Source organism: Vallitalea longa (assembly GCF_027923465.1).
In the GTDB taxonomy this organism is placed as follows: domain Bacteria; phylum Bacillota; class Clostridia; order Lachnospirales; family Vallitaleaceae; genus Vallitalea; species Vallitalea longa.
Genome location: NZ_BRLB01000022.1, coordinates 16,129 through 41,561, shown reverse-complemented (window position 1 = coordinate 41,561; position 25,433 = coordinate 16,129). Strand labels below are relative to the sequence as shown.

Annotated in this window: 26 protein-coding genes; 20 read left to right on the top strand and 6 right to left on the bottom strand. The window is 30.2% G+C overall.

Going from position 1 to position 25,433, the window contains the following annotated elements:
• The first annotated feature begins 169 nt into the window (after positions 1–169).
• Both rsmA and QMG30_RS21975 read left to right on the top strand, forming a co-directional pair.
• Positions 170–1,042 carry a 16S rRNA (adenine(1518)-N(6)/adenine(1519)-N(6))-dimethyltransferase RsmA gene (rsmA, locus tag QMG30_RS21980; protein ID WP_281819225.1) on the top strand — a complete coding sequence of 291 codons (873 nt, stop codon included), beginning with the start codon at positions 170–172 and terminating at the stop codon, positions 1,040–1,042.
• A gap of 66 nt (positions 1,043–1,108) precedes the next feature.
• Positions 1,109–2,248: a DUF6128 domain-containing protein gene (locus QMG30_RS21975; RefSeq protein WP_281819187.1), complete on the top strand. Its 1,140-nt coding sequence runs from the start codon at positions 1,109–1,111 to the stop codon at positions 2,246–2,248.
• A gap of 255 nt (positions 2,249–2,503) precedes the next feature.
• On the opposite strand, the gene pgsA is transcribed toward QMG30_RS21975, so the two are convergent.
• From pgsA to QMG30_RS21955, 4 genes are all read right to left on the bottom strand, one after another.
• Positions 2,504–3,046 (bottom strand): CDP-diacylglycerol--glycerol-3-phosphate 3-phosphatidyltransferase, encoded by a 543-nt coding sequence (pgsA, locus tag QMG30_RS21970; protein ID WP_281819186.1) that lies wholly within the window; start codon positions 3,044–3,046, stop codon positions 2,504–2,506.
• Positions 3,047–3,265: 219 nt separating this feature from the next.
• Entirely contained in the window at positions 3,266–4,396 is a 1,131-nt protein-coding gene (locus QMG30_RS21965) for a DUF4097 family beta strand repeat-containing protein (protein ID WP_281819185.1), read from the bottom strand.
• Positions 4,383–5,006, bottom strand: a complete 624-nt coding sequence (locus QMG30_RS21960; RefSeq protein ID WP_281819183.1) for an HAAS signaling domain-containing protein — start codon at positions 5,004–5,006, stop codon at positions 4,383–4,385. Before QMG30_RS21960 ends, QMG30_RS21965 begins: the two co-directional genes overlap by 14 nt.
• Entirely contained in the window at positions 4,999–5,322 is a 324-nt protein-coding gene (locus tag QMG30_RS21955; RefSeq protein ID WP_281819181.1) for a PadR family transcriptional regulator, read from the bottom strand. Before QMG30_RS21955 ends, QMG30_RS21960 begins: the two co-directional genes overlap by 8 nt.
• A gap of 426 nt (positions 5,323–5,748) precedes the next feature.
• Here QMG30_RS21955 and QMG30_RS21950 point away from each other — a divergent pair, with 426 nt between their 5' ends.
• From QMG30_RS21950 to pdaA, 12 genes are all read left to right on the top strand, one after another.
• Positions 5,749–6,714: a beta-ketoacyl-ACP synthase III gene (locus QMG30_RS21950; protein WP_281819179.1), complete on the top strand. Its 966-nt coding sequence runs from the start codon at positions 5,749–5,751 to the stop codon at positions 6,712–6,714.
• Between the two features lie 36 nt (positions 6,715–6,750).
• Positions 6,751–6,978, top strand: coding sequence for an acyl carrier protein (gene acpP, locus QMG30_RS21945; RefSeq protein WP_281819177.1), 228 nt, complete (start codon positions 6,751–6,753; stop codon positions 6,976–6,978).
• A gap of 64 nt (positions 6,979–7,042) precedes the next feature.
• Positions 7,043–7,978: an enoyl-[acyl-carrier-protein] reductase FabK gene (fabK, locus tag QMG30_RS21940; RefSeq protein ID WP_330680821.1), complete on the top strand. Its 936-nt coding sequence runs from the start codon at positions 7,043–7,045 to the stop codon at positions 7,976–7,978.
• 40 nt (positions 7,979–8,018) lie between these two features.
• Complete coding sequence (gene fabD / locus QMG30_RS21935) at positions 8,019–8,951, top strand: ACP S-malonyltransferase (protein WP_281819222.1); 933 nt, start codon at positions 8,019–8,021, stop codon at positions 8,949–8,951.
• Positions 8,952–9,005: 54 nt separating this feature from the next.
• Positions 9,006–9,740, top strand: a complete 735-nt coding sequence (gene fabG, locus QMG30_RS21930) for a 3-oxoacyl-[acyl-carrier-protein] reductase (RefSeq protein WP_281819176.1) — start codon at positions 9,006–9,008, stop codon at positions 9,738–9,740.
• Between the two features lie 23 nt (positions 9,741–9,763).
• Positions 9,764–11,002, top strand: coding sequence for a beta-ketoacyl-ACP synthase II (fabF, locus tag QMG30_RS21925; RefSeq protein ID WP_281819175.1), 1,239 nt, complete (start codon positions 9,764–9,766; stop codon positions 11,000–11,002).
• A 49-nt stretch (positions 11,003–11,051) separates the two neighbouring features.
• Complete coding sequence (gene accB, locus QMG30_RS21920; RefSeq protein WP_281819173.1) at positions 11,052–11,519, top strand: acetyl-CoA carboxylase biotin carboxyl carrier protein; 468 nt, start codon at positions 11,052–11,054, stop codon at positions 11,517–11,519.
• 63 nt (positions 11,520–11,582) lie between these two features.
• Complete coding sequence (gene fabZ / locus QMG30_RS21915) at positions 11,583–12,005, top strand: 3-hydroxyacyl-ACP dehydratase FabZ (RefSeq protein ID WP_281819172.1); 423 nt, start codon at positions 11,583–11,585, stop codon at positions 12,003–12,005.
• A gap of 33 nt (positions 12,006–12,038) precedes the next feature.
• Positions 12,039–13,382, top strand: a complete 1,344-nt coding sequence (locus QMG30_RS21910) for an acetyl-CoA carboxylase biotin carboxylase subunit (RefSeq protein WP_281819171.1) — start codon at positions 12,039–12,041, stop codon at positions 13,380–13,382.
• Positions 13,383–13,708: 326 nt separating this feature from the next.
• Entirely contained in the window at positions 13,709–14,578 is an 870-nt protein-coding gene (gene accD / locus QMG30_RS25345) for an acetyl-CoA carboxylase, carboxyltransferase subunit beta (RefSeq protein WP_281819170.1), read from the top strand.
• Positions 14,579–14,601: 23 nt separating this feature from the next.
• Positions 14,602–15,399, top strand: coding sequence for an acetyl-CoA carboxylase carboxyltransferase subunit alpha (locus tag QMG30_RS25340; protein WP_281819169.1), 798 nt, complete (start codon positions 14,602–14,604; stop codon positions 15,397–15,399).
• 184 nt (positions 15,400–15,583) lie between these two features.
• A complete protein-coding gene (pdaA, locus tag QMG30_RS21895) occupies positions 15,584–16,696 on the top strand; it encodes a delta-lactam-biosynthetic de-N-acetylase (RefSeq protein ID WP_281819168.1) in 1,113 nt (370 codons plus the stop codon).
• A 121-nt stretch (positions 16,697–16,817) separates the two neighbouring features.
• Here pdaA and QMG30_RS21890 read toward each other — a convergent pair whose 3' ends face one another.
• Positions 16,818–18,143, bottom strand: coding sequence for a PHP domain-containing protein (locus tag QMG30_RS21890; RefSeq protein WP_281819167.1), 1,326 nt, complete (start codon positions 18,141–18,143; stop codon positions 16,818–16,820).
• A gap of 246 nt (positions 18,144–18,389) precedes the next feature.
• On the opposite strand from QMG30_RS21890, the gene QMG30_RS21885 reads away from it, so the two are divergent.
• The 3 genes from QMG30_RS21885 (at position 18,390) to QMG30_RS21875 (ending at position 22,272) form a co-directional block, all read left to right on the top strand.
• Entirely contained in the window at positions 18,390–19,649 is a 1,260-nt protein-coding gene (locus tag QMG30_RS21885; RefSeq protein WP_281819166.1) for an MFS transporter, read from the top strand.
• 21 nt (positions 19,650–19,670) lie between these two features.
• The gene (locus QMG30_RS21880; protein WP_281819165.1) at positions 19,671–20,432 is read left to right on the top strand and encodes a DeoR/GlpR family DNA-binding transcription regulator; all 762 of its coding nucleotides are present in this window, start codon (positions 19,671–19,673) and stop codon (positions 20,430–20,432) included.
• Positions 20,433–20,832: 400 nt separating this feature from the next.
• The gene (locus QMG30_RS21875; RefSeq protein WP_281819163.1) at positions 20,833–22,272 is read left to right on the top strand and encodes a glucose-6-phosphate isomerase; all 1,440 of its coding nucleotides are present in this window, start codon (positions 20,833–20,835) and stop codon (positions 22,270–22,272) included.
• A gap of 37 nt (positions 22,273–22,309) precedes the next feature.
• Here QMG30_RS21875 and QMG30_RS21870 read toward each other — a convergent pair whose 3' ends face one another.
• Entirely contained in the window at positions 22,310–22,615 is a 306-nt protein-coding gene (locus tag QMG30_RS21870) for a hypothetical protein (protein ID WP_281819162.1), read from the bottom strand.
• A 243-nt stretch (positions 22,616–22,858) separates the two neighbouring features.
• Between QMG30_RS21870 and sfsA the strand changes: the two genes are divergently transcribed.
• Genes sfsA through QMG30_RS21855 form a run of 3 tightly spaced genes read left to right on the top strand, consistent with a single transcriptional unit; the run spans position 22,859 to position 25,222 of the window.
• Positions 22,859–23,563: a DNA/RNA nuclease SfsA gene (sfsA, locus tag QMG30_RS21865; protein WP_281819160.1), complete on the top strand. Its 705-nt coding sequence runs from the start codon at positions 22,859–22,861 to the stop codon at positions 23,561–23,563.
• Between the two features lie 13 nt (positions 23,564–23,576).
• Positions 23,577–24,083 (top strand): transcription repressor NadR, encoded by a 507-nt coding sequence (locus QMG30_RS21860; protein WP_281819159.1) that lies wholly within the window; start codon positions 23,577–23,579, stop codon positions 24,081–24,083.
• 50 nt (positions 24,084–24,133) lie between these two features.
• The gene (locus tag QMG30_RS21855) at positions 24,134–25,222 is read left to right on the top strand and encodes a PTS sugar transporter subunit IIC (RefSeq protein WP_281819158.1); all 1,089 of its coding nucleotides are present in this window, start codon (positions 24,134–24,136) and stop codon (positions 25,220–25,222) included.
• Positions 25,223–25,433: the final 211 nt, after the last annotated feature.

Sequence of the window (25,433 nt, the reverse complement as noted above, 5' to 3'; positions counted from 1 at the left end):
TTTAAGTAAATAACGTATATGTTGTATATAGATGTAAAAAATTGGAATTTAATAACATATTTGATATTAATGTTAAATTCTGCAATTGATAACAATTCAAAATAATAAGTAATACCAGTTATAAGTTTATTATATTATCATAAAAAACAAATTCAAAGAGGTGATTTATATTACAGAACCAATTGCTTCTCCAAAAAGAACAATAGAAATAATAAAAAAATATGATTTTGCATTCCAAAAGAAATTCGGACAAAATTTTTTGATAGATCATCATGTTCTAAATAAGATAGTTACATCTTCAGAAATAAGCAAAGATGATGTGGTAGTAGAAATAGGTCCTGGAATTGGCAGTCTCACTCAACAATTAGCAGAAAATGCTAAACATGTTATAGCAGTTGAGATTGACAAAAAACTCATACCGATATTAGAAGATACATTAAGTGATTATAGTAATATTACAATAATTAATGAGGATATTCTGAAAGTAGATTTAGGGAAATTAGTAGAAGAAAAAAATAACAACAAACCTATAAAAGTAGTTGCTAATCTTCCTTATTATATAACGACGCCTATAATAATGGGGTTATTTGAAAAAAATATACCAATTACAAGTATTACTGTAATGGTTCAAAAAGAAGTAGCTGATAGAATGAGGGCTGAACCAAGTACTAAAGATTATGGTGCTTTGACTTTAGCTATTAAATATTACTGTGACCCATATATTGTTGCTAATGTACCACCTAATTGTTTTATACCTAGACCTAAAATAGGTTCAGCAGTAATTAAACTCACTAAACATACCAGTCCACCTGTTAAAGTAGATAATGAAAAATTACTCTTTAGAATAATAAGAGCATCATTCAATCAGCGTAGAAAAACACTTATCAATGGATTATCTAATAATCTACAGGAAATGTTTGAGAAAAGTGATATAAGACAGGCTATGGATAACATAGGGCTACAATCTAACATAAGAGGAGAAGCGCTTAATCTAGAAGAATTTTCAAATTTGACAAATGAATTAAATAAATTTATAAAATAAATTTGAGTCATTAATATACTAAAACCTTCCTTATATAAATATAAATGTATAAAGGGGGGTTTTAATGTGCAAGCAAAAAATTATAATCGGCAAGTTATCGATCTGAAACAAGATGATAAAGGATATGTATCTGTAGGTAATAAATCTTATGGATATTGTAAAATAGAAAAAAGAGGACAGAAATTAAGAATTAAGATATCAGTTAATGGACTTATGAATTCAAATAGAATCTATAAAGCTTATCTTATAAGATCTACTGAAAAAAATAGTGATATGATACCTATTGGAGTTATTGAATTAGATAACAATAATTATAGTAATTTAAATGTTACTACTGATTCTAGTAAAATCATGGGACAGAGTATTTCAATTGATGAAATTTCAATTGTAGCTATAGTGTGTAAAGATGATAATGATAATTTTAGTTTTCCATTGGTAGGATATATAAAAGAAATAAAATATCCTTGGAAAAAAAGTCTAAATACAAATAAAAGGAATAAGAAGAAAAAAGAAGTAATCAAGAAAGATATTATAGTTGATAGAAATGATATTCAACATAAAGAAATAAATTATGTTAATAATAATGATAATAATAAAAGTTTTTCAAGTCAAAATGATAAAAATTCTAAAAATGTTGAAAATCTCAAAAAAGATGAATCAATCAATTTGAAAAAAGATAAATCAATTAATCAGACTTTATGCAGTAATGAAAAAACAGAACCTGAAAAAACCGAAAAAGATGAAGTATATGAAAGTAATAAATCTATTGAAATAGATGATATAGGTAATCAAACTTTTGATATTATAAAAAATCATTTTGATGATAAAGAATTAGCCAAAATCCATGATAATATTTTTAGAGAATATCCCAAAATGAGACCTTTTGAAGGCAAATACTCAGATGTGGAATGGATTAGAATCGAGCCTGCCGATATTATCTATTTTCCAATTGAATCTTGGTTGTTGACAAATAATACATTTTTATTGAATGCATATAGGAAATATAAACATCTTATACTTGGTAGGAATGAAGAATGTAAAGATGGAAAGCCATACTTTATCTTGGGTGTACCTGGAATCCATTATCCAAAAGATAAAGTAGCAGCATATTTTTATGGATTCAAAGATTTTATTTGTTGTTCAGGAGCAAAGACTAAGTCAGGAGAATATGGATACTGGATTAAAGAGATAGATTGTCCAATGTAATCTAATTGTAATGATATTGACATCTAAAATACACATTAAAATGGTATATTAAATATGAAAACTATCCCCCCTTTTATTTATGATAAATTTACATATTTTATCCTACCGCCGTGGTAGGATTTTTTTTGTTAAATTAAGAAAGTTCTACTTTCTATTTTCCTTGAAATCTTTTATGAGGCGTCTGTTCTGATTATGCTAAATTAAAAAACCACTAATCATATTTGAAAAGCGGTTTTATTATTTATGTAAACTAAATTAGTGAGTAATTGCTTTAGATTTGATATTCTTGAAATAATAACCAATATAACTGGAGAGAGCTATTAATTCTAAGATTATTGCTATAAACATTACCAAGATACTTATAAAATAATGTGGTATAACTATTATTAAAAATATAGCAGCTGAAAATACTACAGTTGCAAGTTTACCGAATTTGTTAGATGGTATAACAGTCTTTTCTTTCCTAAAATACAAAAAGATACCTGATATAACTAAACAAGTTTCTTTAACTAAAACTATAAGTAATACCCATAAAGGTATGTAGTGAGACACATTTAAGCAAACTAATGTAGTTAACAACATTAATTTGTCAGCTAAAGGGTCTAATACTATTCCTACAACAGAAACTACTTCGTATTTTCTAGCAAGATATCCATCTAAAAAATCAGTAAAACTAGCAGTCAAAAATATAATTAAAGCATATATATGAGCATTATCTGTTGATGAAAAAAAGGCTATAGGAAATAGTGGCACAAGGAATATTCTAATTATGGTTAGGATATTTGGTACATATTTCATTATTATTCCCTCCTTGTTAATTGTATATCCATAATTATCACGTTATGATTATTATATATAAAAGATAAATCCAAGTCTATAGTTTTAACCATATTAATTATTTTTTTTACGACTTGATATACAAAAAGAATACCATTAAATTAAAATAAGATCAATTTAATGGTATGTGCTACATATTGTTTAATCAATATTCATTTTGTCTGGAATGGGAAATTGTTGTTATCTTCTTGTGATTGTTATATCACCCATACTACATTCAATAGTATAAGGACTTCTTTTTTTAGTAGTGTCAAAATCAGATTTAATATCGCCCATTGATGCTTTGGCTGATATTAATGAATTATCGTTATCATATAATTTCATATTAATTTCTCCCATATCACATATAATGTTGAAAGAATCAATATGCTTTTTAAAGGTTGTATTGATTGAACCCATATTGGCTTCTAATTCGCAATTATTTAATTCATCATTAGATATAATTTTTACCGTACCCAAATTAGCAGTTATAGTACAGTTTTTAATTGCTGAGTTTGATTCAATATTTACATCACCACTATTTGCTATAATCTCTAAGTTATCTATTTCAGAATTATTATTAAGTTTTACTATTCCAAGAGCACTAATTAACTTAACTGATTTTTTAGGATTAGATATAGTAATATCTATTTGACCTAAACTTGTTGTTATATCAATAATATCTGATACATTGGAATAAAAATCGTTATTATTGATATCTCCCAAATTATTTTTTATATAAAGATTATCGATGGAGAAGTCTTTTGGTACGTATATAGTCAAAGTATTTTTGTAATTGTCTTTATTAATATTTCCAGAAAAATTTCTTGTTTTTATATGTTGAGTAATATTCAGAGTTTTGTTTTTAATTTCAGCATTATAATCTATAGCATAATTATCTATATCAGGTTTAGTGTATATATACTCTACTTTTATATCACTTCTATCTTCCTGTATGAACGAGATACTAGCTACATCTGTAGTTATATCTATTTCATTAATATTGTCTTTAGAAAAAGTATCTTCGATGGTATCTCCTGTTTTGTCATAATGGTTATTGAAATTAAAGTTCATTGAATTATTCCATCCTTTCTCTACAGTATCTTCTATATCATCTACAAAATTATCTTGTACAAAAGGTATAGATTTTAACCAGTCCATATTAAAATATAAATTGTTATCCTCAGATTCTTTATCATCTTTTTTATCATCTGTAATATATGTTTTATAATATAGATCTACATCATTAACAGCCGCATAAGCTATTATGCCAAAAAACGAAGTTACTAAAGTTATACAAAGTATTATAGTTAGACTTTTAAGCTTTTTCATAATAATTATCACTCCTAATAATTTTTTTGTTCCATTCGATATACTTCATAGTAAAATCTTTATATAGTTTTAATGTAACTGATGTACCCACAATAATAAGTCCTCCAACACTTGCAACAAAAATAAATACTAAAAATCCTAGAATAGGATGAGCTATTATATAATAAGGTATGGAAACAAAACTTAATGAAGTCCCTACAACAGAAACTATCAATATAGCGATACTGGATATTATCAATGCTATTCCAACTACGAAAAGTGAGATTAAAACTGCCCATAATGCAAGATAAACTCCAATAAACATTAAATTGAAAAATATCATTCCTATTAATATGGGAATATTATATGTGACTCTATTGTTAATATATTGTACATTTTTTATGTCTTTTTCTCTAGTTTCTCCTCTATTATATGTATGCATATTAGGTATATAAGAAGCAGCGATGGTTTCTGGGTTTCCAAGTTCATCAGCAATCTGTTCTTCTGATTTCCCATCATATAGTCCAGATTTAAAGTGTTCTTCATAGTCATACATAATGTCTCTACGTTCATCATATGGTAGAGATTCAAGTAGGATATCCAATTTTTTTAGAAATTCATTTTTATTCACTTACATCTGCCTCCTCAATTAAAGAATTAACTCTTGAAACAAAATCATACCATTCATTATTTAGTTGATCTTTTGCTTCATAACCCTTTTTTGTCAGGGTATAATATTTCCTTGGTGGACCCTCGGTAGATTCCTTTAGATAAGTTTCAAAATAGTTTTCTTTTGTTAATCTTCTTAATAAAGGATATATGGTTCCTTCGGATATTCTTACGTTGTTGGATATCTTCTTCACTAACTCATAACCATAATAGTCGTCTCTTGAGAGCAGAGATAATACACACAACTCTAATACGCCTTTCTTAAACTGTATATTCATATGTTAACCTCCTAAATCATCTCTCAAATTTTATTATAGTATATCACACACTACCTAATAATACAAGGTACTGATTAAAGAAACATTCTGAACTGTTTTTACTTAATTAATACCACCAAAAATATTTATTACAATTAAATATTAAGCTATAATCTTTTTATATATTATAAAGATGTAAAATATTATATGTCTATTAATTAGTCAGTAGTAATTTTTTACATTTTTACTAAACAAGGAAGAAGATGATAGTAGCTGCTATTATCATAATATGTATAAAATATTAGAAATAAGTCTATCATTTATATGATAGTTATTTAAACCTAAATTGTTTAATAATTATGAAATAAATTCTTGACAAATATGTTCAATTTAGATATACTTTGATTATCAAATTATTTGCAACACAAAACAAATAGGAGAGACGATATGAAAAATGTTAAAATCATAGGAACAGGTAGTTATCTACCAGATAATATAGTATCAAATAATGATCTATCCTCCTTTGTTGATACAAATGATGAATGGATTAGTAGCCGTACTGGAATTAAAAATAGACGAATTACAACTGGTGAAGGGACAACAGATATAGCAGTTAATGCTGCAAAAAAGGCTATTGAATCTTCAAAAATACACCCTAGTGAAATTGACTTGATATTAGTAGCTACTATTTCATCAGATAATTTTACTCCATCTACTTCATGTGAAGTACAGAAGGAAATACAAGCAGACAATGCTATGTGTTTTGACATTAATGCTGCATGTTCTGGTTTTATATTTGCACTAAATACAGCTACAGCTTATATTAAAGCAGGTTTAGCAAAAAATGCTTTAGTTATTGGAGTGGAAGTATTATCTAGATTGACTGATTGGAAAGATAGAAGAACATGTGTATTATTTGGTGATGGCTCTGGTGCAGCTGTAATTAGCGAATCAGAAGAAAAAGGAATAGATAATTTTGACTGCAAATCATTTGGAAATTTAAGTGAATATCTAATATGTGGTGGAAGCGATCTGAAAAATCCTTTTGTCAACAAAGAGTCAGATAAATATATACAGATGAATGGACAGGAAGTATTTAAATTCGCATGTGGTTATGTACCAAAAGGTATTAAACATGTTATTGAAAAATCACCATATGAGATAGAAGATATTGATTATTTTGTATTACATCAAGCTAATGAGAGAATAATTAATTCCATAGCTAAAAGGTTAAAAATACCTCAAGATAAGATATATAAAAACATTTCTTCATATGGTAACACATCATCAGCTAGTATACCTATTGCTTTAGATGAAATGTATAGAAAGAATATATTGAAAAAAGGTCATAAAATTATTATAGCAGGCTTTGGTGGAGGACTTACTTACGGAGTCGCTATGATAACAATCTAAATTAAAATAATATAAATCAATTAGGAGGATTATAAAATGGATTTTGAAAAATTAAAAGAGATAGTAATCGATCAACTAGATGTTGAAGAAAGCGAAGTAACATTAGAAGCTAAATTTATAGATGATCTTGGAGCAGATTCCCTAGACTTATTTGAATTGGTCATGGCGATTGAAGAAGAATCTGGAGTGGAGATTAAAAACGAGGATTTACCTTCAGTAATTACTGTACAAAATGCATTAGATTACGTGAAAAACAATCAGTAACGAATGATTAACTTATAACCAATCAGGGGTACCCGATTGGTTTAAATTTTAAGGAGTGAAAATAGTGGAATCTGAGATTTGTAAGATGTTGAATATTAAATATCCAATATTTCAAGGTGCTATGGCTTGGATAGCTGAGTATAACTTGGTAGCTGCAGTATCAAATGCAGGAGGTCTTGGAATTATTGCAGGAGGAAATGCTCCTTGTGATTTGGTCAGAGAACAAATAAGGAAGACAAAAGAATTAACTGACAAACCTTTTGGAGTTAATATAATGCTCCTTTCACCTTATGCAGATGAAATAGCTCATATGATCTGTGAAGAGAAAGTTGCAGTTGTCACAACAGGGGCAGGAAATCCTGGTAAATATTTAGAGATGTGGAGAGAAAACAATATTAAGGTTGTACCTGTAGTACCATCCGTTGCGTTAGCCAGAAGAATGGAAAGATCAGGTGTGGATGCTGTTATCGCAGAAGGTTGTGAATCAGGTGGTCATGTTGGAGAATTGACGACTATGGCACTCTTACCACAAGTTGTAGACTCTGTAGATATTCCTGTTATTGCTGCTGGTGGAATTGGTGATGGAAGAGGTTTAGCTGCTGCCAAGATGCTTGGAGCTGATGCATTCCAAATAGGAACAAGATTCTTAGTTGCAAAAGAATGTATAGTACATAAAAACTATAAGGATAAAATTCTAAAAGCTAAGGATATTGACACTCGTGTGACGGGAAAAGTTACAGGCCATCCAGTAAGAGCATTAAAGAATAAGTTTACAAGAAAACTTATTCAATTGGAAAAAGAACGAGTTAGTGTGGAAGAATTAGAGGAATTCGGTACTGGCAAGCTTAGGTTAGCTGTTATGGATGGAGATGTGACGAATGGTTCTGTAATGGCAGGTCAGATTGCAGGATTAATTTCTAAAGAACAGACTTGTAGTGAAATAATACAAGAATTAATGATAGATGCGAATAAGACTATGAAAAAATATTTAGAAAGCTAGGAAGAGCAGGCTGTTTAGATATATGAAAGGAATGAAAGACATGGGAAAGACAGCTTTTTTATTTCCTGGGCAAGGGGCTCAATATCTTGGTATGGGAAAAGAAATAGCCAATAATTATAAAAGCAGTAAAGAAATTTTTCAAATCGCCAGTGAGGCACTAGAACTTGATATAGAAGAAATATGTAACGAAAAAGAAGATGTTCTTAATAAAACAGAATATACACAGCCTGCAATACTGACAACTACTATAGCTATTTTAGAAGCTGTAAAAGAACATGGATTAGAGGCAGATGTAGTTGCTGGATTAAGCCTAGGGGAATATAGTGCTTTAGTAGCTAATGAGACGTTGGATTTTCGAGAAGCTGTAAGTCTTGTTAGAAAAAGAGGTAAATATATGGAAGAAGCTGTTCCTGACGGTAAAGGTTCTATGGCAGCAGTCCTAGGTCTAGAACCACGTAAAGTCGAAGAGATATGTGACAGTGTAGATGGAATGGTTAAACCAGCTAATTATAATTGCCCAGGACAAATTGTAATAGCGGGAGAAGTAGAAGCATTAGATACTGCTTGTGAAAAATTAGAAGAAGCAGGTGCTAGAAGAGTAATTAAGCTAAAAGTAAGTGGACCTTTTCATACCCCTATGCTTAACTCAGCAGCGGAAAAATTAATGAAAGAACTAGATAAAGTCAATGTCAAGAAAAGTAAGATACCGTATATAACCAATGTAACAGCCGATTATGTAGATAATTATGATGATGTCAAATCTTATTTAACTAAACAAGTCATTTCACCAGTAAGATGGGAAGAGACCATAAACAAAATGATAGATGATGGTGTAGACACATTTGTAGAAATAGGACCAGGTAAAACATTAAGTTCATTTGTCAAAAAAGTAGATAAGAGTAAAAGAATTATTAATATACAAGATATGAAATCTTTAGATAAAGCATTGAAACTAATCAATAAAGTAGATTGATAATAATAGGTATACGAATAAGAATTAAAATCCCATAGAAAGGATGATAATCTAATGGATAAGATTGCTGTAGTAACTGGTTCTGGTAGAGGGATTGGTAGAGCAATAGCTCTTAGGTTAGCTAAAGATGGTATAACAGTAGCTGTTAACTATAGAAACAGTGAAAGTAAAGCAAATGAATTAGTTGAAGAAATTACTCAAAATGGAGGTAAAGCAAAAGCATATAAAGCTGATGTAAGTAATTATGAAGATGCTAAGTCTCTAATATCTCAAATTAAAGATGATTTTGGAAGAATAGATATTTTAGTTAATAATGCAGGCATTACTAAAGATATGTTAATGTTGAAGATGACAGAGAAAGAATTTGATGATGTTATAAATGTTAATTTAAAAGGAACATTCAATTGCATTAAGCATGTAAATAGGATCATGTTAAAACAAAGAGCAGGAAGAATTATTAACATATCTTCTGTTATCGGTGAAATAGGTAATGTCGGTCAGGCAAACTATGCAGCATCAAAAGCAGGGATAATAGGTTTAACTAAATCAATGTCAAAAGAATTAGCTACTAGAAATATAACTGTAAATGCTGTTGCACCAGGGTTTATAGAAAGTGATATGACTGATACTATAAATGATAAATATAAAGAACAGATTCTATTGAATATTCCTATGAAAAGAATCGGCAAGGCTGAAGAAGTTGCTAATGCAGTAGCCTTTTTAGCATCAGATGAGGCAAGTTATATTACCGGTCAAGTAATTAATGTAGACGGTGGAATGGTTGTATAGTTTACATGAAAGGAAGATTAACTATGAAAAGAAGAGTTGTTATAACGGGACTAGGTGTTATTACACCAGTTGGGAATAATGTAGATGAATACTGGAATAATCTAAAAGCAGGAAAAATTGGATTTGGGGAAATTACCTCATTTGATGCATCAGAGTATCGAGCAAAAATAGTAGGTGAAGTAAAAGACTTCGATCCAAAAGAATATATGGAAAGAAAAAGAGCAAAGAGAATGGATAGATTCGCTCAATTTTCTATAGCGGCTGCTAAGCAAGCTCTTGATGATTCTGGCCTTGATTTAAAAAAAGAAAACCTTGAAAGAATAGGAGTTACTGTAGGAACAGGTGTTGGTGGTCTTGGAACTATAGAAAAAGAAGAACAAAAATTACTATCTAAAGGTCCTAACAAAGTTTCTCCAATGTTCATACCAATGGTAATTACTAATATGGCAGCAGGCAATATAGCTATACAATTTGGCTTGAAAGGTATATGTACTAATATAGTGACAGCATGTGCAACTAGTACCAATACTATAGGGGATGCATTCAGAACAATACAATACGGTGATGCAGATGTTATGGTTTCTGGTGGAACAGAAAGTTGTATCGTACCACTTGGAGTTTCTGGATTTACTGCACTCCAAGCATTGAGTAGTAGTGAAGATCCTGAAAAAGCGTCAAGACCATTTGATAAGAATAGAGATGGCTTCGTAATGGGTGAAGGCGCTGGTATAGTAATATTAGAAGAATTAGAACATGCAAAAGCTAGAGGTGCTAATATATTAGCGGAAGTAAAAGGATATGGAGCAGCTTGTGATGCATATCATATTACAGCCCCAGCTCCAGGTGGAGAAGGAGCTGCTAGATCTATGAAGATAGCGCTAAAAGATGCTGGAATCGAGCCTGAAGAAATATCTTATATAAATGCACATGGAACAAGTACAGTATACAATGATAAATTAGAAACTGCTGCAATAAAGAAAGTTTTTAATGATTATGCATATAAAGTTCCAATCAGTTCAACTAAGTCAATGATTGGACATTTACTTGGAGCAGCTGGAGCAGTTGAGATAGTTGCATGTGTAAAAACGATATTAGATGGATATATACATCCAACAGTAGGCTATACGACCAAAGATGAAGAATGCGACTTGGACTATGTTCCTGTAAAAGGAAGAAATGCTAAAGTAAAATATGTTTTATCCAATTCTCTTGGATTTGGTGGACATAATGCTTCATTAGTTATAAGTAAATATGAGGAATAAATTGTTGGTAATTTTAGAAACTCTTAATTATATAAGGAAGTGAAAACTATTGAAATTCGAAAATATAAAGGAGCTTATTAATATAGTAAGCGAAAAGGGGTTAGCACGTGTAGATATTGAAAAAGAGGGTTTTAAAATATCTATAAGAAAAGAAAATAAGACTATAATTACATCAGATAAATCATTAGATGTTGACAATACAAAATTGAAACAAGAAAAAAAGAAGAATGAAGAATCAGAGGTCAATGATGATTCTAATATGGACATAGAAGATGAGAACGCCATAGTAGTTAAATCTCCAATAGTAGGTACATTCTACAGTGCTGCGAGTCCTGATGAAGAAGATTATGTCAAGCTTGGAGATAAAGTAACTAAGGGCAAGACTCTATGTATAATTGAAGCAATGAAATTAATGAATGATATAGAAGCAGAGATTTCAGGTGAAATTGTTGATATTATGGTTAAAAATGAAGAGATAGTAGAATATAATCAGCCTTTATTTAAAATAAAACCGTAGATATTATAATAGTATATAAGCACTATTAATCTATATTTTTAAAGAAAGGAATAGGTTGTTATTATGTTAGATGTAACAGAAATTCAAAAGATTATCCCACATAGATATCCATTTCTATTAATTGACAGAATTACAGAATTAGAACCAGGTAAAAGAGGAGTAGGATTCAAAAATGTATCTATCAATGATTATTTTTTTCAAGGACATTTTCCTAATGAACCAGTTATGCCTGGAGTACTTATAGTAGAAGCTCTTGCTCAAGTGGGAGCAGTTACTTTACTAAGTTTAGATGAGATGAAAGGGAAAACTGCATATTTTGGAGGTATTAACAAAACCAAAATAAGACGAAAAGTTGTACCTGGAGACCGATTGAAGTTAGAAATAGATATTATTAAGAGAAAAGGACCAGTAGGAGTAGGAAAAGTAGTTGCATCTGTAGATGGAGAAACAGCTGTTACTGGTGAACTAACATTTATTGCTAAATAAAATGAATGTAATGTTTTGGAAAGTAGGTGAAATATGTTTAATAAAATCCTTATTGCAAATAGAGGCGAGATCGCTGTACGAATAATAAGAGCATGTAGAGAAATGAATATACAGACAGTGGCAGTCTATTCAGAGATTGACAAAGAAGCTCTACACACACAGTTAGCAGATGAAGCTATATGTATTGGACCGGCCCCAGCAAAAGATAGTTATCTTGACATTAAAAAGATAATAAGTGCAGCTATTGTGACAGGAGCCAATGCAATTCATCCAGGATTTGGATTTCTTTCTGAAAACAGTAAATTTGCTAAAGTGTGTGAGGAATGTAATATTACATTCATAGGTCCAACTGGTGATATGATGGATAGGATGGGTAACAAATCAAAGGCCAGAGAAACAATGGTTGAAAATAATATTCCCGTAGTTCCAGGATCAGAAGGAGCTGTAGCCAATGTGGAGGAAGCTGTAAAGATAGCAGAAGAGATTGGATATCCTGTTATAATAAAAGCATCTGCAGGCGGTGGCGGAAGAGGAATGCGAATAGCTAATGACAGTGATGAACTATATAATTCTTATAAAACTGCTAGTGCTGAAGCAAAAAGTGCTTTCGGTGATGATACTATGTATGTAGAGAAATATATTACTAATCCTAGACATATAGAATTTCAGATATTAGCTGACAATTATGGTAATACAGTACACTTAGGTGAAAGGGATTGTTCAATGCAGAGAAGGCATCAAAAAGTCTTGGAAGAATCTCCTTCAGCAGCAATAACTGATGAACTTAGAAAAAAAATGGGTGAAGTAGCTGTAAAAGCAGCTAAAGCTATTAATTATAGAAATGCTGGAACAGTAGAATTTTTATTAAATGATACTGGAGAATTTTATTTTATTGAAATGAATACCAGAATTCAAGTAGAACATCCAGTTACAGAAATGGTTACAGGAATAGATTTAATTAAAGGGCAGATCCAAATTGCAAATGGTGATAAGTTGGATTACTCCCAAAAAGATATCAACATTAAAGGGCATGCTATAGAATTAAGAATTAATGCGGAAAATCCAAGTAAAGGATTTAGACCATCTCCTGGAGATATTAGTTTTCTGCACATGCCTAGCGGAAAAGATATAAGAGTTGATAGTGCAATATACTGCGGATATAAAATACCTCCTACTTACGATTCAATGATAGCTAAATTAATAGTTTTTGATAAAGACAGAAAAAGTGCTATAAAAAAATTAAATAGTGCTATTGGTGAATTTATTGTAGAAGGTGTAGATACCAACATAGATTTTCAATATGAATTAATAAATGATGATAGTTTTATAAGAGGTAATTATAATACATCATTTATTGAAAAATTTATGGAGAGATAATTGAAGAAATACTAACTCAACTTTCTCAGTTCGATATTCTATGTGGGAAAGTTGAGATATTGACCTAATGGTTGAAAGAAAGTTTTTCTTCATAAAACTTTTATAGAAGAATTAAAATACTACATAAAAAATTCTATCAAGAACAGATAATAACAAAAAATAGTAAAGGGTAATATTTTGCCTGTTTTTATATGCTATTTATAAAATTAAGTTATTGCCATTTCCCTAGGTTGGATATTACCTTTTACTATTTTTTGACATTATCGAGAGCAAGCTTAATGTATACAATTTGTTTTAACTAAATTAATTATTAAAGGGGTATATGTATGAAAGAATTGTTTAAAAAGAAAAAATACATTAAATTACCTATAAAAACAACAATAAACAATAAAGAAGATTATGATGATGTAAATGATCCATCAGTACCTTCAGGAAAATGGATAAAATGTAATAACTGTGGAGAAATAATTTATAAAGACGATTTTGATGCCAAAAATCAGATATGTACCAAATGTCATAAGCATTTTAGAATGGATAGCGAATCAAGGATATCACAAGTCATTGATTCTGGTTCTTTTAAAGAACTAAATGCTGATCTTATTACTAAGAATGTTTTGGATTTTCCGGAATATCTTGATAAAATTAATTGTCTAAGGGAAAAAACAGGTTTAGTAGAAGGAGTAATAACTGGTGAAGGTAAGATAAATGGTATAAAAGTAGTTATTGCAGTGATGGACAGTAGGTTTATGATGGGAAGTATGGGAGAAGTAGTTGGTGAGAAAATTACAAGAGCTATAGAACATGCTACTAGTAGAAAACTACCGATAATTATATTTACTGCATCAGGTGGTGCGAGAATGCAGGAAGGAATAGTTTCATTAATGCAGATGGCTAAAACTTCAGCTGCATTAGCTAAGCATAGCGAATCTGGACTTTTATATATAACGGTTCTGACAGATCCAACAACTGGAGGAGTAACAGCTAGTTTCGCAATGTTAGGTGATATAATTCTTGCAGAACCAGGAACACTTATTGGATTTGCTGGTGCTAGAGTTATAGAACAGACAATCAATCAGAAATTACCAGAAGGTTTTCAAAGAGCTGAATTCTTACTAGAACATGGATATATAGATATGATTGTAGAAAGAAGAGACATGAAAGGTACTTTATATAAATTATTAAAATTTCATTGTTAAATTATATTAAAGAGGTGTAAAATATGAATCCATGGGAAAAAGTAAGTATAGCAAGAATGGCTGAGAGACCGACTTCCGAAGATTATATAAAACTTATTTTTGACGACTTTTTGGAGCTTCATGGAGATAGATTATATAGTGATGATAACGCTATTATAGGTGGTATCGGATTACTTGAAGGTATGCCTGTCACAATTATCGGGCAGCAAAAAGGGCGTTGTACAAAAGAAAATATTGATAGGAATTTTGGTATGCCTCATCCCGAAGGGTACAGAAAATCACTTAGACTCATGAAGCAGGCAGAAAAATTTAATAGACCCATTATTTGTTTTATTGACACACCGGGAGCATATTGTGGCATAGGAGCAGAAAAAAGAGGTCAAGGTGAGGCAATCGCAAGAAATTTATTTGAGATGGCTAGATTGAAAGTACCTGTTGTTTCTGTTGTGATAGGTGAAGGAGGAAGTGGAGGAGCATTAGCTTTAGCAGTATCTGATAGAGTTTGGATGCTGGAAAACTCAATATACTCTATACTTTCACCAGAAGGATTTGCAAGTATTTTATGGAAAGATAGCAAGAGGGCTAAAGAAGCCGCTGAGGTAATGAAAATAACTGCTGATGATTTATTGGAATTGGGAATTATAGAAAAAATTATAAAAGAGCCTGATGGTGGTGCACATAATAGTTTCGAAGAGATCGCTAGGGAACTTAAAGATAATTTCATTAATGAAATAGAGAAGTTACTAGAAATTGATCAAGAAGTTTTAATTGAAAATAGATATAATAGATATAGAAAGCAAATTAACCCTATACACCGATAATTATCTGGATTTATGTAGAGAAAAAGAGTATAATAAGAACAAGGATTCTGATTAAAATAGATATATTTTAATTGGACTTCTTGTTTTTTAATAGTAAAGTTTTATTTTACTATTTACCTGAGGCTTAGCCTCATATTTTTTGCAACAAGGGTTAATATAGTTATAGTACATCGGAGGGAAGAAAATGGCTAAAAAGCAGAAAAAAGACACAAGAACAATCAAAGCATTAGGAATTTTAGTTCTAGTCATTGCAGCAGTCTGTATAGGACTTACATTGGGAAAAGGAGCATCCAAACCAAAAAGCAATGAAAAGAATGATGAAAACAATAATGTAGTGAACCAAGAATCTACTGACGAACCAAAGAATTCAGTTGACACTGGAGTAGAAAACGGAACCGATACGGATTCCAATCAAAAATTGGATGAAAAAGAAAAAACAGATGAAAAAGTAAAGTCTGAGACACAAGAAACAGAGACAACCGATGAAAAAGAAGAAAATATTCAAAAAGAAAACACTGAAGTAGCAAAAGATGATACTGATACAGAAAAAGAAACACCTCAAGGAAGCAGTAATGGAGATAACTTCGATATGAATGTTGATACTGCTGATTTATCCAATGCAAGAGATGGTTGGAGTTTTAGAGTGAATGATGAACATAAGCAACCAGAAGGGTATAATAAATTCGATATAGGTCAATACGATGCTTATTATGTTGCTGATACAGACGAAAAAGTAATATATCTAACATTTGATGAAGGATATGAAAATGGTTATACGGCAAAAATTCTTGATACATTAAAAGAAAATGATGTAAAAGCAACTTTTTTTGTTACAAAACCTTACATAAAAAAGAATGTTGATTTATGCAAAAGAATGAAAGAGGAAGGACATATAGTAGGAAATCATTCGGTTAATCATAAAAGAATGCATGAGCTTACAGATGATAAAATTAAGTATGAAATAGAAGAGACAGCAAGATATTTTGAAGAAATGACAGGATATAAGATGGATACTTTCTTTAGACCACCAGAAGGAGAGTATAGTGAAAGGACATTATATTTAACTAGAAAATTAGGATACAAGACTATGTTTTGGAGTATGGCTCATCGTGATTGGGAAGTTGATAATCAGCCGAGTGTAGAAACTACATATGAATATGTAACTAATCATACTCATCCAGGTATGATAGCGTTATTACATGCGGTATCATCATCTAATACAGAAGCACTTGACAGTATTCTAAAAACAATAAAAGATCAGGGTTATAGATTCGGAAATCTATATGAAGTTGAATAAATAAATAATCTGAGTTTAATTAAAAAGGAGATACCGCTGTTATTTGAATCATATACTATGATTTAATTGCAGCGGTATTTTTATATATGTATATTTTTATTAAATAGGAAAATTCTACTTTCTATTTTCCTTGAAATCTTTTATGGGGCTTAGCTTTTTGTTCTTTGGCAAATAATTTATTATAAAGATTATTAACTTGACCTTTTAAGCTAATTAACCTTTTTTTAGCAGATTCATCCCCTTGAATGTATTTGAGCATCAAATTTCCTTCTTCCAAACATAATTCATCATGTAGAGGGAAGATTTCTCTAAACAGATATAGAGCATATTTAACAAGTCGGAAAGGACCTACTGGACGAGGGGTTTCTCCTTCTGGATATTCAACACCTACGCTGTAAAGATCTTTGATACTATCAATAATATCAGTTTGCTTATTGGAAGGAGCAAAAACTATACTGAAGAACCATCCGAATAAATCTCTATCTTCACATCCATGAGCGTCACTCACACCTACTATAGGTATATCTTTACCTTTTGCTCGCTCTTCATAATATCTAGCGATCTGTAATGTGTTAGATGAAAATTCGTATCTGTGATAGCCACCTACAACTTCATTAGCATCATAGGGTTGATTGTCATACATATAATCAATGACAGAATTGGAGATGTAATAACCAGAATCTATTAACCAGTAAGGGTGACAGAAGATAGATAATCCTCCTCCTTTTCTTATTTTATCGAAACACCATTCACTAGAAGCACACTCATATCTTGCATGATCATCGTCAATATCTATAGTTTTTTCAATATCTTTAACTTCTTTGTAGTATTCATCTTTATTTTCCTTCATATATTCATTAACACTGAAATTTCCACCAAAATTAATAATATGAACATTATTATTTTCGGGATGAACTTCTTCTCCATTTGCTATCAACATATCAAGTTCAACGTCTTTAAAACTATTTTTGCTTTCAATTGACGGATAATATTTTCCATGGTCGGTTAATGCCATGAAATCAAATCCTATTTTTCTACAAGATGCGGTAACAAAAGCAGGAGATTCTGTTCCGTCCGAGCGATGACTGTGCATATGTAGATCTCCTTTATAAGGAATCCTATCAAATAAATCAGGTTTTACAGAATAGAAATTGAAAGAATATGTTTTTTTGGTTTTAGTATTAGTAATTCTAATTGTATGCTCTTGTTCTCCTGTAAAATGTTGGTTTAATTCAATTACACCATTTTCCCCTCTAACCATATACTTATCTTGGTAATTATATTCCCCTTTATTAGAAAAATGTTCTAAAGGATAATAAACAACCTCATAATCAGTATCAGAGTCAAAAGATTCGTGATTAACCAAAGGTTTGATTCTTATATCGACTGTTGTATCCGCCAGAATTATTTTAGGGGTGACTTCAAAAAAACGTAATACTTCATTCATCACATATCCTCCTTAAATACTTATTTTTTTTATTATAGCATAATGAATTTAAGCAAACAAGTATTTGTGTGAAGTTATATTAATATATATGTAATAGCAAGTAAATATTAGCGTTTAACTAAATAAAATTATATTATTTCCTTGAGATTTAATAAAATTATGATATAATTATTTGCATAAAGTTGTATATATGTGTATTTATTAGGAAAAAATATGCTGTTATATAATAAGGAGATGTTTTTTGGAATGATAAAATTAAATAAAACTCAGGTAAAAATATTTATTTTATGTTGGGCTGCATATGCCAGCATATATTTTGGAAGAGTCAACTTATCTGTAGCTATTCCCCAAATTCAAAATACTTTTGGTTGGTCAAAGGGAAGTATAGGGTTGATAGGTACACTATTCTATTGGGTATATGGTTTTGGACAATTGATTAATGGGCAAATAGGAGACAAAGTATCAGCTAGGAAAATTATATTTATGGGTTTGATAACAACAGCTGTATGTAATATATTTTTTGGGTTTTCTTATGTATATTTGATAATGATAATTTTATGGGTAGTTAATGCATATGCACAATCTTTATTATGGGGTCCTATAGTTAAATCAATAACTAATTGGTATGAATATGATAAGAGAAGTAGTGTCTCCATAGGTATATCAACCTCAATGGTAGCAGGTTACTTATTGGCTTGGGGAGGTTCTGGATTAATAATATCAAGATATAGCTGGAACTATGTGTTTTTAATACCTGGAGTAGTTATATTTATTTATTCAATAATATGGTTTATATTTTTTATAGACAAACCTAAGGTGCAAGAATCATGTGTACTAAATGATACAAGAGAATCTAGTATATCTGAAAATCAAGATAAGTACACATTACTTCAAGTAGTGAAAAGATCTAAATTGATTTATATTGTCATAGCTTGTTGTGTACAAGGAATAATAAAAGACTCTATCGCATTGTGGGCTCCTAGTTTATTTATGGAAACACAGAGTCTTGATATCAATAAAACAATTCAATATATAATATTTATACCTTGTATGAATTTATTAGGTATGATGTTAGCAAGTTATTTAAATAAAAAAATGCAATATAAAGAAAAACGTACCATAGTTTGGTTGTTTATAGCAGGTATAATTACGGTATTGGGATATTTTATGTTCGGCTCATATAGTACAGTAACAGCTCTATTATTCTTGGGATTATTATCTGCTGTAATGTATGGAGCTAATACTCTATTGCTCGGAGTTATTCCATTGCATTTTTCAAAATACAATAGGGCTTCTTCTGTAGCGGGATTTTTAGATTTCTGTTCGTATTTTGCAGCGGGATTTTCAACATTTGTTACAGGTGTTTTAGTGGATTCTTTTGGATGGAATGGAGTTATGGTCTTTTGGATTGTTTGTTTGATAATAGGAACGATAGCTTTGCTTATGAGTCTTAAATATGATAAAATAGCAGTAAAAATGAAAGAAGTAATGAATAATACATATTAGCTAATTGAAGGAGTGGGAGTTTTGTTAGCAGAGGAAAGATATAAAATTATACTTGAATTGTTGGAGAAAAATAATTCAGTGAAATCTTCTTATTTAATTGAACTTTTTGGTGTTTCTGTGGAAACAGTAAGAAGGGATTTAGAACATATGGAGAGTAAAGGATTTTTACATCGTGTGCATGGAGGAGCAATGCTAGATGAGATTAATCCAAAACCAGTAGACTTTAAGATAAGAGAAAAAAGTCATAATGAAGAAAAAGTTAAAATAGCGGAGAATGCAATTAAGTATATATCTGAAGAATCTGTTATAGCTCTAGACAATGGTACTACAACATTAGAAATAGCAAAACTTCTAAAATATAATTTTAAGAAATTAACTATATTAACTAATTCAATATTAGTAGTTGAAGAATTAATAGATCGAAATAATTATACAATCATATTATTAGGTGGTATAGTTAATAGTAAAGATAAATCCCTAAAAGGAGAACTAGTCGAAAATTATATCAATTTATTTCATATAGATATATCTTTCATTAGCGTTAGCGGAATATCTTTAAAAGAAGGTGCTACGGAATTCGAATTAGAAACAATACCTATACAGAAGAAATTAATTGAACGTTCTGGGAAAAAAATATTGTTGGCTGATAGCAGCAAATTCGGGGTTGTATCTTTACTGAAAGTTTGTGACTTAAATGATGTGGATACAATAATTACAGATTCTAATTTGAAAGATTCAATATATGCTAGATATAAGGAAAAGGGAATCAACGTAATCAAATGATCTGTTATAGATAGTAGACTTATACAATTCAATAGTTCCAGATATTTTATAAAGGGTAGCTTTTTACTATAGGTTTGTTGATTATATATATTTATGTGGGTATTATCCATGCTTTTTATAACTTTTTACTCTTTACAAAGGAGTTAGAATTATATTATAATTTAGACTGTTGTTTGATTAACATATCATGATAAATAAGTTTAACGTTCAATCAATATAGTATATACTTAGATTAATTAATCTTGATAATTTAATTTTCGTATACTGTAGAAGTTGGAATCAGAAACAATTAATAAAACAAGTAATTTTACTAATAATATAAATAAGGTAAGTTTCATATGAATTGGTTAATAATAAATATGAAATGGACTTTACAATAAAATAACTAGGAGGTACATAAATGTCCAAGATATTTGAACAAAAAGACTGGCAAGAAAGCATGAAATTAAGATTTGATTTTAATAATATGATGACAGCTTATGTTGGTGAGAACGGTATTAATGAATCAGAGATAGCTGATTTGGAAGCACAAATTGAAAAAGCTGAAAAAGCTATGGTAGAAAAACGTACTAACGGAGGAATGGACTGGAGAGAATTACCATACAATCAAGCAGAAGTCGTATCTGATATTAAATCTTATGTAGAAAGTGTTAAAGATGATTTTGATGCTTTTGTAGTATTAGGAATCGGCGGCTCAGCACTTGGTCCAATTGCAGTACAACAAGCCATTAATCATCCTTATTATAATGAATTATCTAAAGAAAAAAGAGGGGGATATCCAAAATTATATGTAATGGATAATGTTGATCCTGAAAAACTTGTTTCTTTATTTAATATCATCGATCTTGATAAAACATTATTTAATGTCATTACTAAATCTGGAAGTACTTCAGAAACAATGTCCCAATTTATGATTATCAAAGAAATGTTAGAAGAAAAATTAGGTAAAGAAGAATCTAAGAAGCATATTGTATGTACTACTGATGTTAAGAATGGTAATCTTAGACCTATAGCTGATACAGAAGGATACAAAAGCTTTGTTATTCCTGCAGGAGTTGGAGGAAGATTTTCAGAGCTTACACCAGTTGGTTTATTGCCAGCAGCTATGTGCGGTATAGATATTGAAGAATTGTTAGCAGGAGCAGCTTATATGGATGAAATGTGTAAAACAGATAATACATTCAAGAACCCTGCATCAATGTATGCTATTCTTAATTATATATCAATGAAAAAAGGTAAGAATATATCAGTTATCATGCCTTATGCAGACTCATTAAAATACATTGGTGATTGGTATGCACAATTATGGGCAGAATCACTTGGTAAGAAATACGATAATGATAAGAATGTGGTAAATTCTGGACAAACACCAGTAAGAGCTCTAGGAGCTACTGATCAGCATTCACAAGTTCAATTATACTCTGAAGGACCTAAAGACAAAGTTATCGTATTTGTAGGTGTTGACAAATATAAGACATCTCTAGATATTCCAAAGATATATGGCGATATTCCAAGTCTTGGATTCTTAGGTGGAGAGACTCATAATAAATTAATAAAAACAGAGCAAATGGCTACTGAATATGCTCTATTGAAATCAGGTCAAACTAATATGACTATAACTTTACCAGAAGTTAATGAATTTACATTAGGTCAAATCTTATACTTATTTGAAGTAGCTACTGGATTTGCAGGAGAGTTATTGAATATTAATGCATTTGACCAGCCTGGAGTAGAAGAAGGTAAAAATGCAACATATGCTATGTTTGGAAGACCAGGATATGATGAAAAAAAAGCTGAACTTGATAAAAGACCGGCTAAGAATGATAAATACATCATCTAATAAGACATAATAAAAGGAGCTATTATAGCTCCTTTTATTATAATCTCATTATGCTTCTTCTTTTTTTCTTTTCTTTTTCAACATCTATAATTTCTATTTCAAGGTAATCAAAATCAATTTGTTCTATAAAATGATCTTGTTTAAATGAAGTTTTCCCATATGCAGGATAATCTTTATAATTATCATTCAGCCACATAGGATGTTGTAAATCAAATTCATAGCATATTTTATCAAGACAATCATGAGTCAGAGCATCTTTAGATAGATTATCTTCCATTTGCTCTATAACAGTATCTTTTACCATTTTATTATTTTTATAAACTTTTCCCCAAAGTCTGAACATATTATTTTCCTCTCTACGGATAAAAAATTCTTGATTTTAATTAGTAGCGTTTATATTATTATATATGCATTATAAACAAGCTTCAACCTTTATTTTCATTAAGACTTAATAAAGTAATATCTATAAAATGTCAGATATACTATAGATAATCTTCTCTTTACAGGTCATGTTATAATATTAATGTGAGTTTTTTTCGGATCTTTTATTTATTAAAATAATGGAAGTCTTAAGGAAAGGTAATAGATGATGATTTATAAAGACATTGTTGAAGGTATTTTTATTGAACGTCCCAATAGATTTATAGCGAAAGTATTAATAAATGGAATACTAGAGACTGTTCATGTTAAAAATACTGGAAGATGTAAAGAGATTCTAGTTGAAGGAACTAAAATATTTTTACAAAAAAGTAATAATCCTAATAGAAAAACCAAATATTCATTGATAAGTGCATATAAAGACGATATGCTGATAAATATTGATTCTCAAGTACCTAATTATGTGGTATATGAAGCAATAGCTGATAATAAAATACGTGAATTTGTTGATTGCGATATACTAAAAAGAGAACAGAAATATAAAAATTCCAGGTTCGATTTATATTATGAAAAAAATAACAAAAAAGGATTTATAGAAGTCAAAGGTGTAACTCTAGAAAATGACGGTCTAGCAATGTTTCCTGATGCTCCCACCAAAAGAGGAACAAAACATCTTGAAGAACTCATTGATGCCACATGTAATGGATATGAAAGCAATCTGTTTTTACTGATACAGATTGATGATATAAATAAATTCAAACCTAATCATGTGACGGATAAATTATTTGCTAAAACTTTATTGAAAGCAAAAGATGCAGGAGTCAGAATTTTATGTTATAATTCATTAGTGACAAAAGATGAAATAATTATTGGAAGTAAAGCAAAAATATGCTTAGAAACAGAATTCAACTAAAGAAGGTGAAATCATGGAAGGAGAAGAAAGAAGAACTAATATTATAAAACTTTTAACAGAAAGTGAAGAACCAATAACTGGATCAAATTTAGCCAAAACATATTCAGTAAGTCGTCAAGTAATAGTTCAAGACATAGCACTACTTAGAGCTAAAGGGTGCAAAATCATTTCGACATCTAATGGTTATATGATATATGAAACCAAAAAGGAATTCACTAAGCTATTGGCCGTAAAACACTCAAAACATCAGATAAAAGAAGAATTAGAAATAATGGTGGATTTTGGTGCAACAATAGTGAATGTTATGGTTGTTCATCCTGTTTATGGTGAAATAACTGCTAATCTTATGATTTCTTCTAGAAAACATATAGATGATTTTATGAAAAAACTTCAGAACAACGAATCAGTACCTCTTATGAGATTAAAGAATGGCGAACATTATCACTTAATAAAAGCAAGTAATCCTAAGATTTTGGATTTAGTTGAAAAAGAATTAAAATTAAAAGGATTTTTAATGTAAAAAAATTTAATTACAGGTGACAAGACACATGAATTTACAGGAGGATTGTTATGAAACAAGGAAATAAGAAAAGTGGATTCATTAATAAAATTATAAACCGATATTTTATTGATGGGTTGAGTGGTATGGCAATGGGATTATTCTCAACTTTGATTGTTGGATTGATCATTAAGCAGATAGGAAGTTTAATTGGAGACAATCTTATTGGGAATACATTAACTAGCATAGGTTCCATTGCGAGCATATTGACAGGAGCAGGAATTGGTGTAGGTGTGGCCCATAAGCTGAAGACATCAAATTTAGTAATGTATTCATCAGCCGTTACTGGTCTAGTTGGTGCATATGCCGGTAAAATCATCAGTGGTCAGACTTTTGTTGATGGTAATGTTTTGCTTATTGGTCCAGGAGAACCCCTTGGAGCTTTTATTGCTGTTATTTTTGGTATTGAAATAGGAAAACTGGTAGCAGGTAAAACTAAGATTGATATTATACTCACACCTATAACAACAATTATAGTTGGAAGTAGTATTGGTCTATTAGTTGGACCGTCAATATCTTCATTTATGTTTTGGCTTGGTGATATTATTGAATTTGCAACAGTCCAAAAACCATTTATTATGGGAATATTGGTCTCTGTATTAATGGGAATGATGTTAACTCTACCTATTAGTTCTGCCGCTCTATCTATTATTCTTAATCTAAGTGGATTAGCAGCTGGTGCCGCAACGGTAGGGTGTTCTACTCAAATGATAGGTTTTGCAGTAGCAAGTTATAGAGAAAACAAAGTGAATGGTCTTGTAGCTCAGGGTTTAGGAACATCAATGTTACAAGTCCCTAATATAGTCAAGAATCCAAGGATATGGCTGCCGCCTATTTTAGCTAGTGCCATTCTTGGTCCAATATCAACTAAATTATTTTTGATGGAGAACAGTGCTTATGGTGGTGGCATGGGTACCGCTGGTTTAGTAGGACAAATTATGACTTTTGATACGATGTTTGAAAATCAGTCAGCAGGTATACTGATTACTAAGATAATTGTTTTGCATATAGTATTACCAGCCATATTGACGTTAGTTATTTCTGAGCTGTTCAGAAAAAAAGGATGGATTAAATATGGGGATATGAAACTAGATAGTTAATTAATAGACTTTTTAACTTTAATATTCCATGTAGATCGGTTTATAAAGAATTTTATAGAATAAAAGCATAGGTATCTCACCAAAAATAGGTTGAGATACCTTATTTATATGTATTAAATTAAGAGAGGATAAGTTAAGTTAATATATAATTAGAAATTTTAAGACAGTATTGATAATGAATCAAATATGAAGTATGGTTAATACATATTAA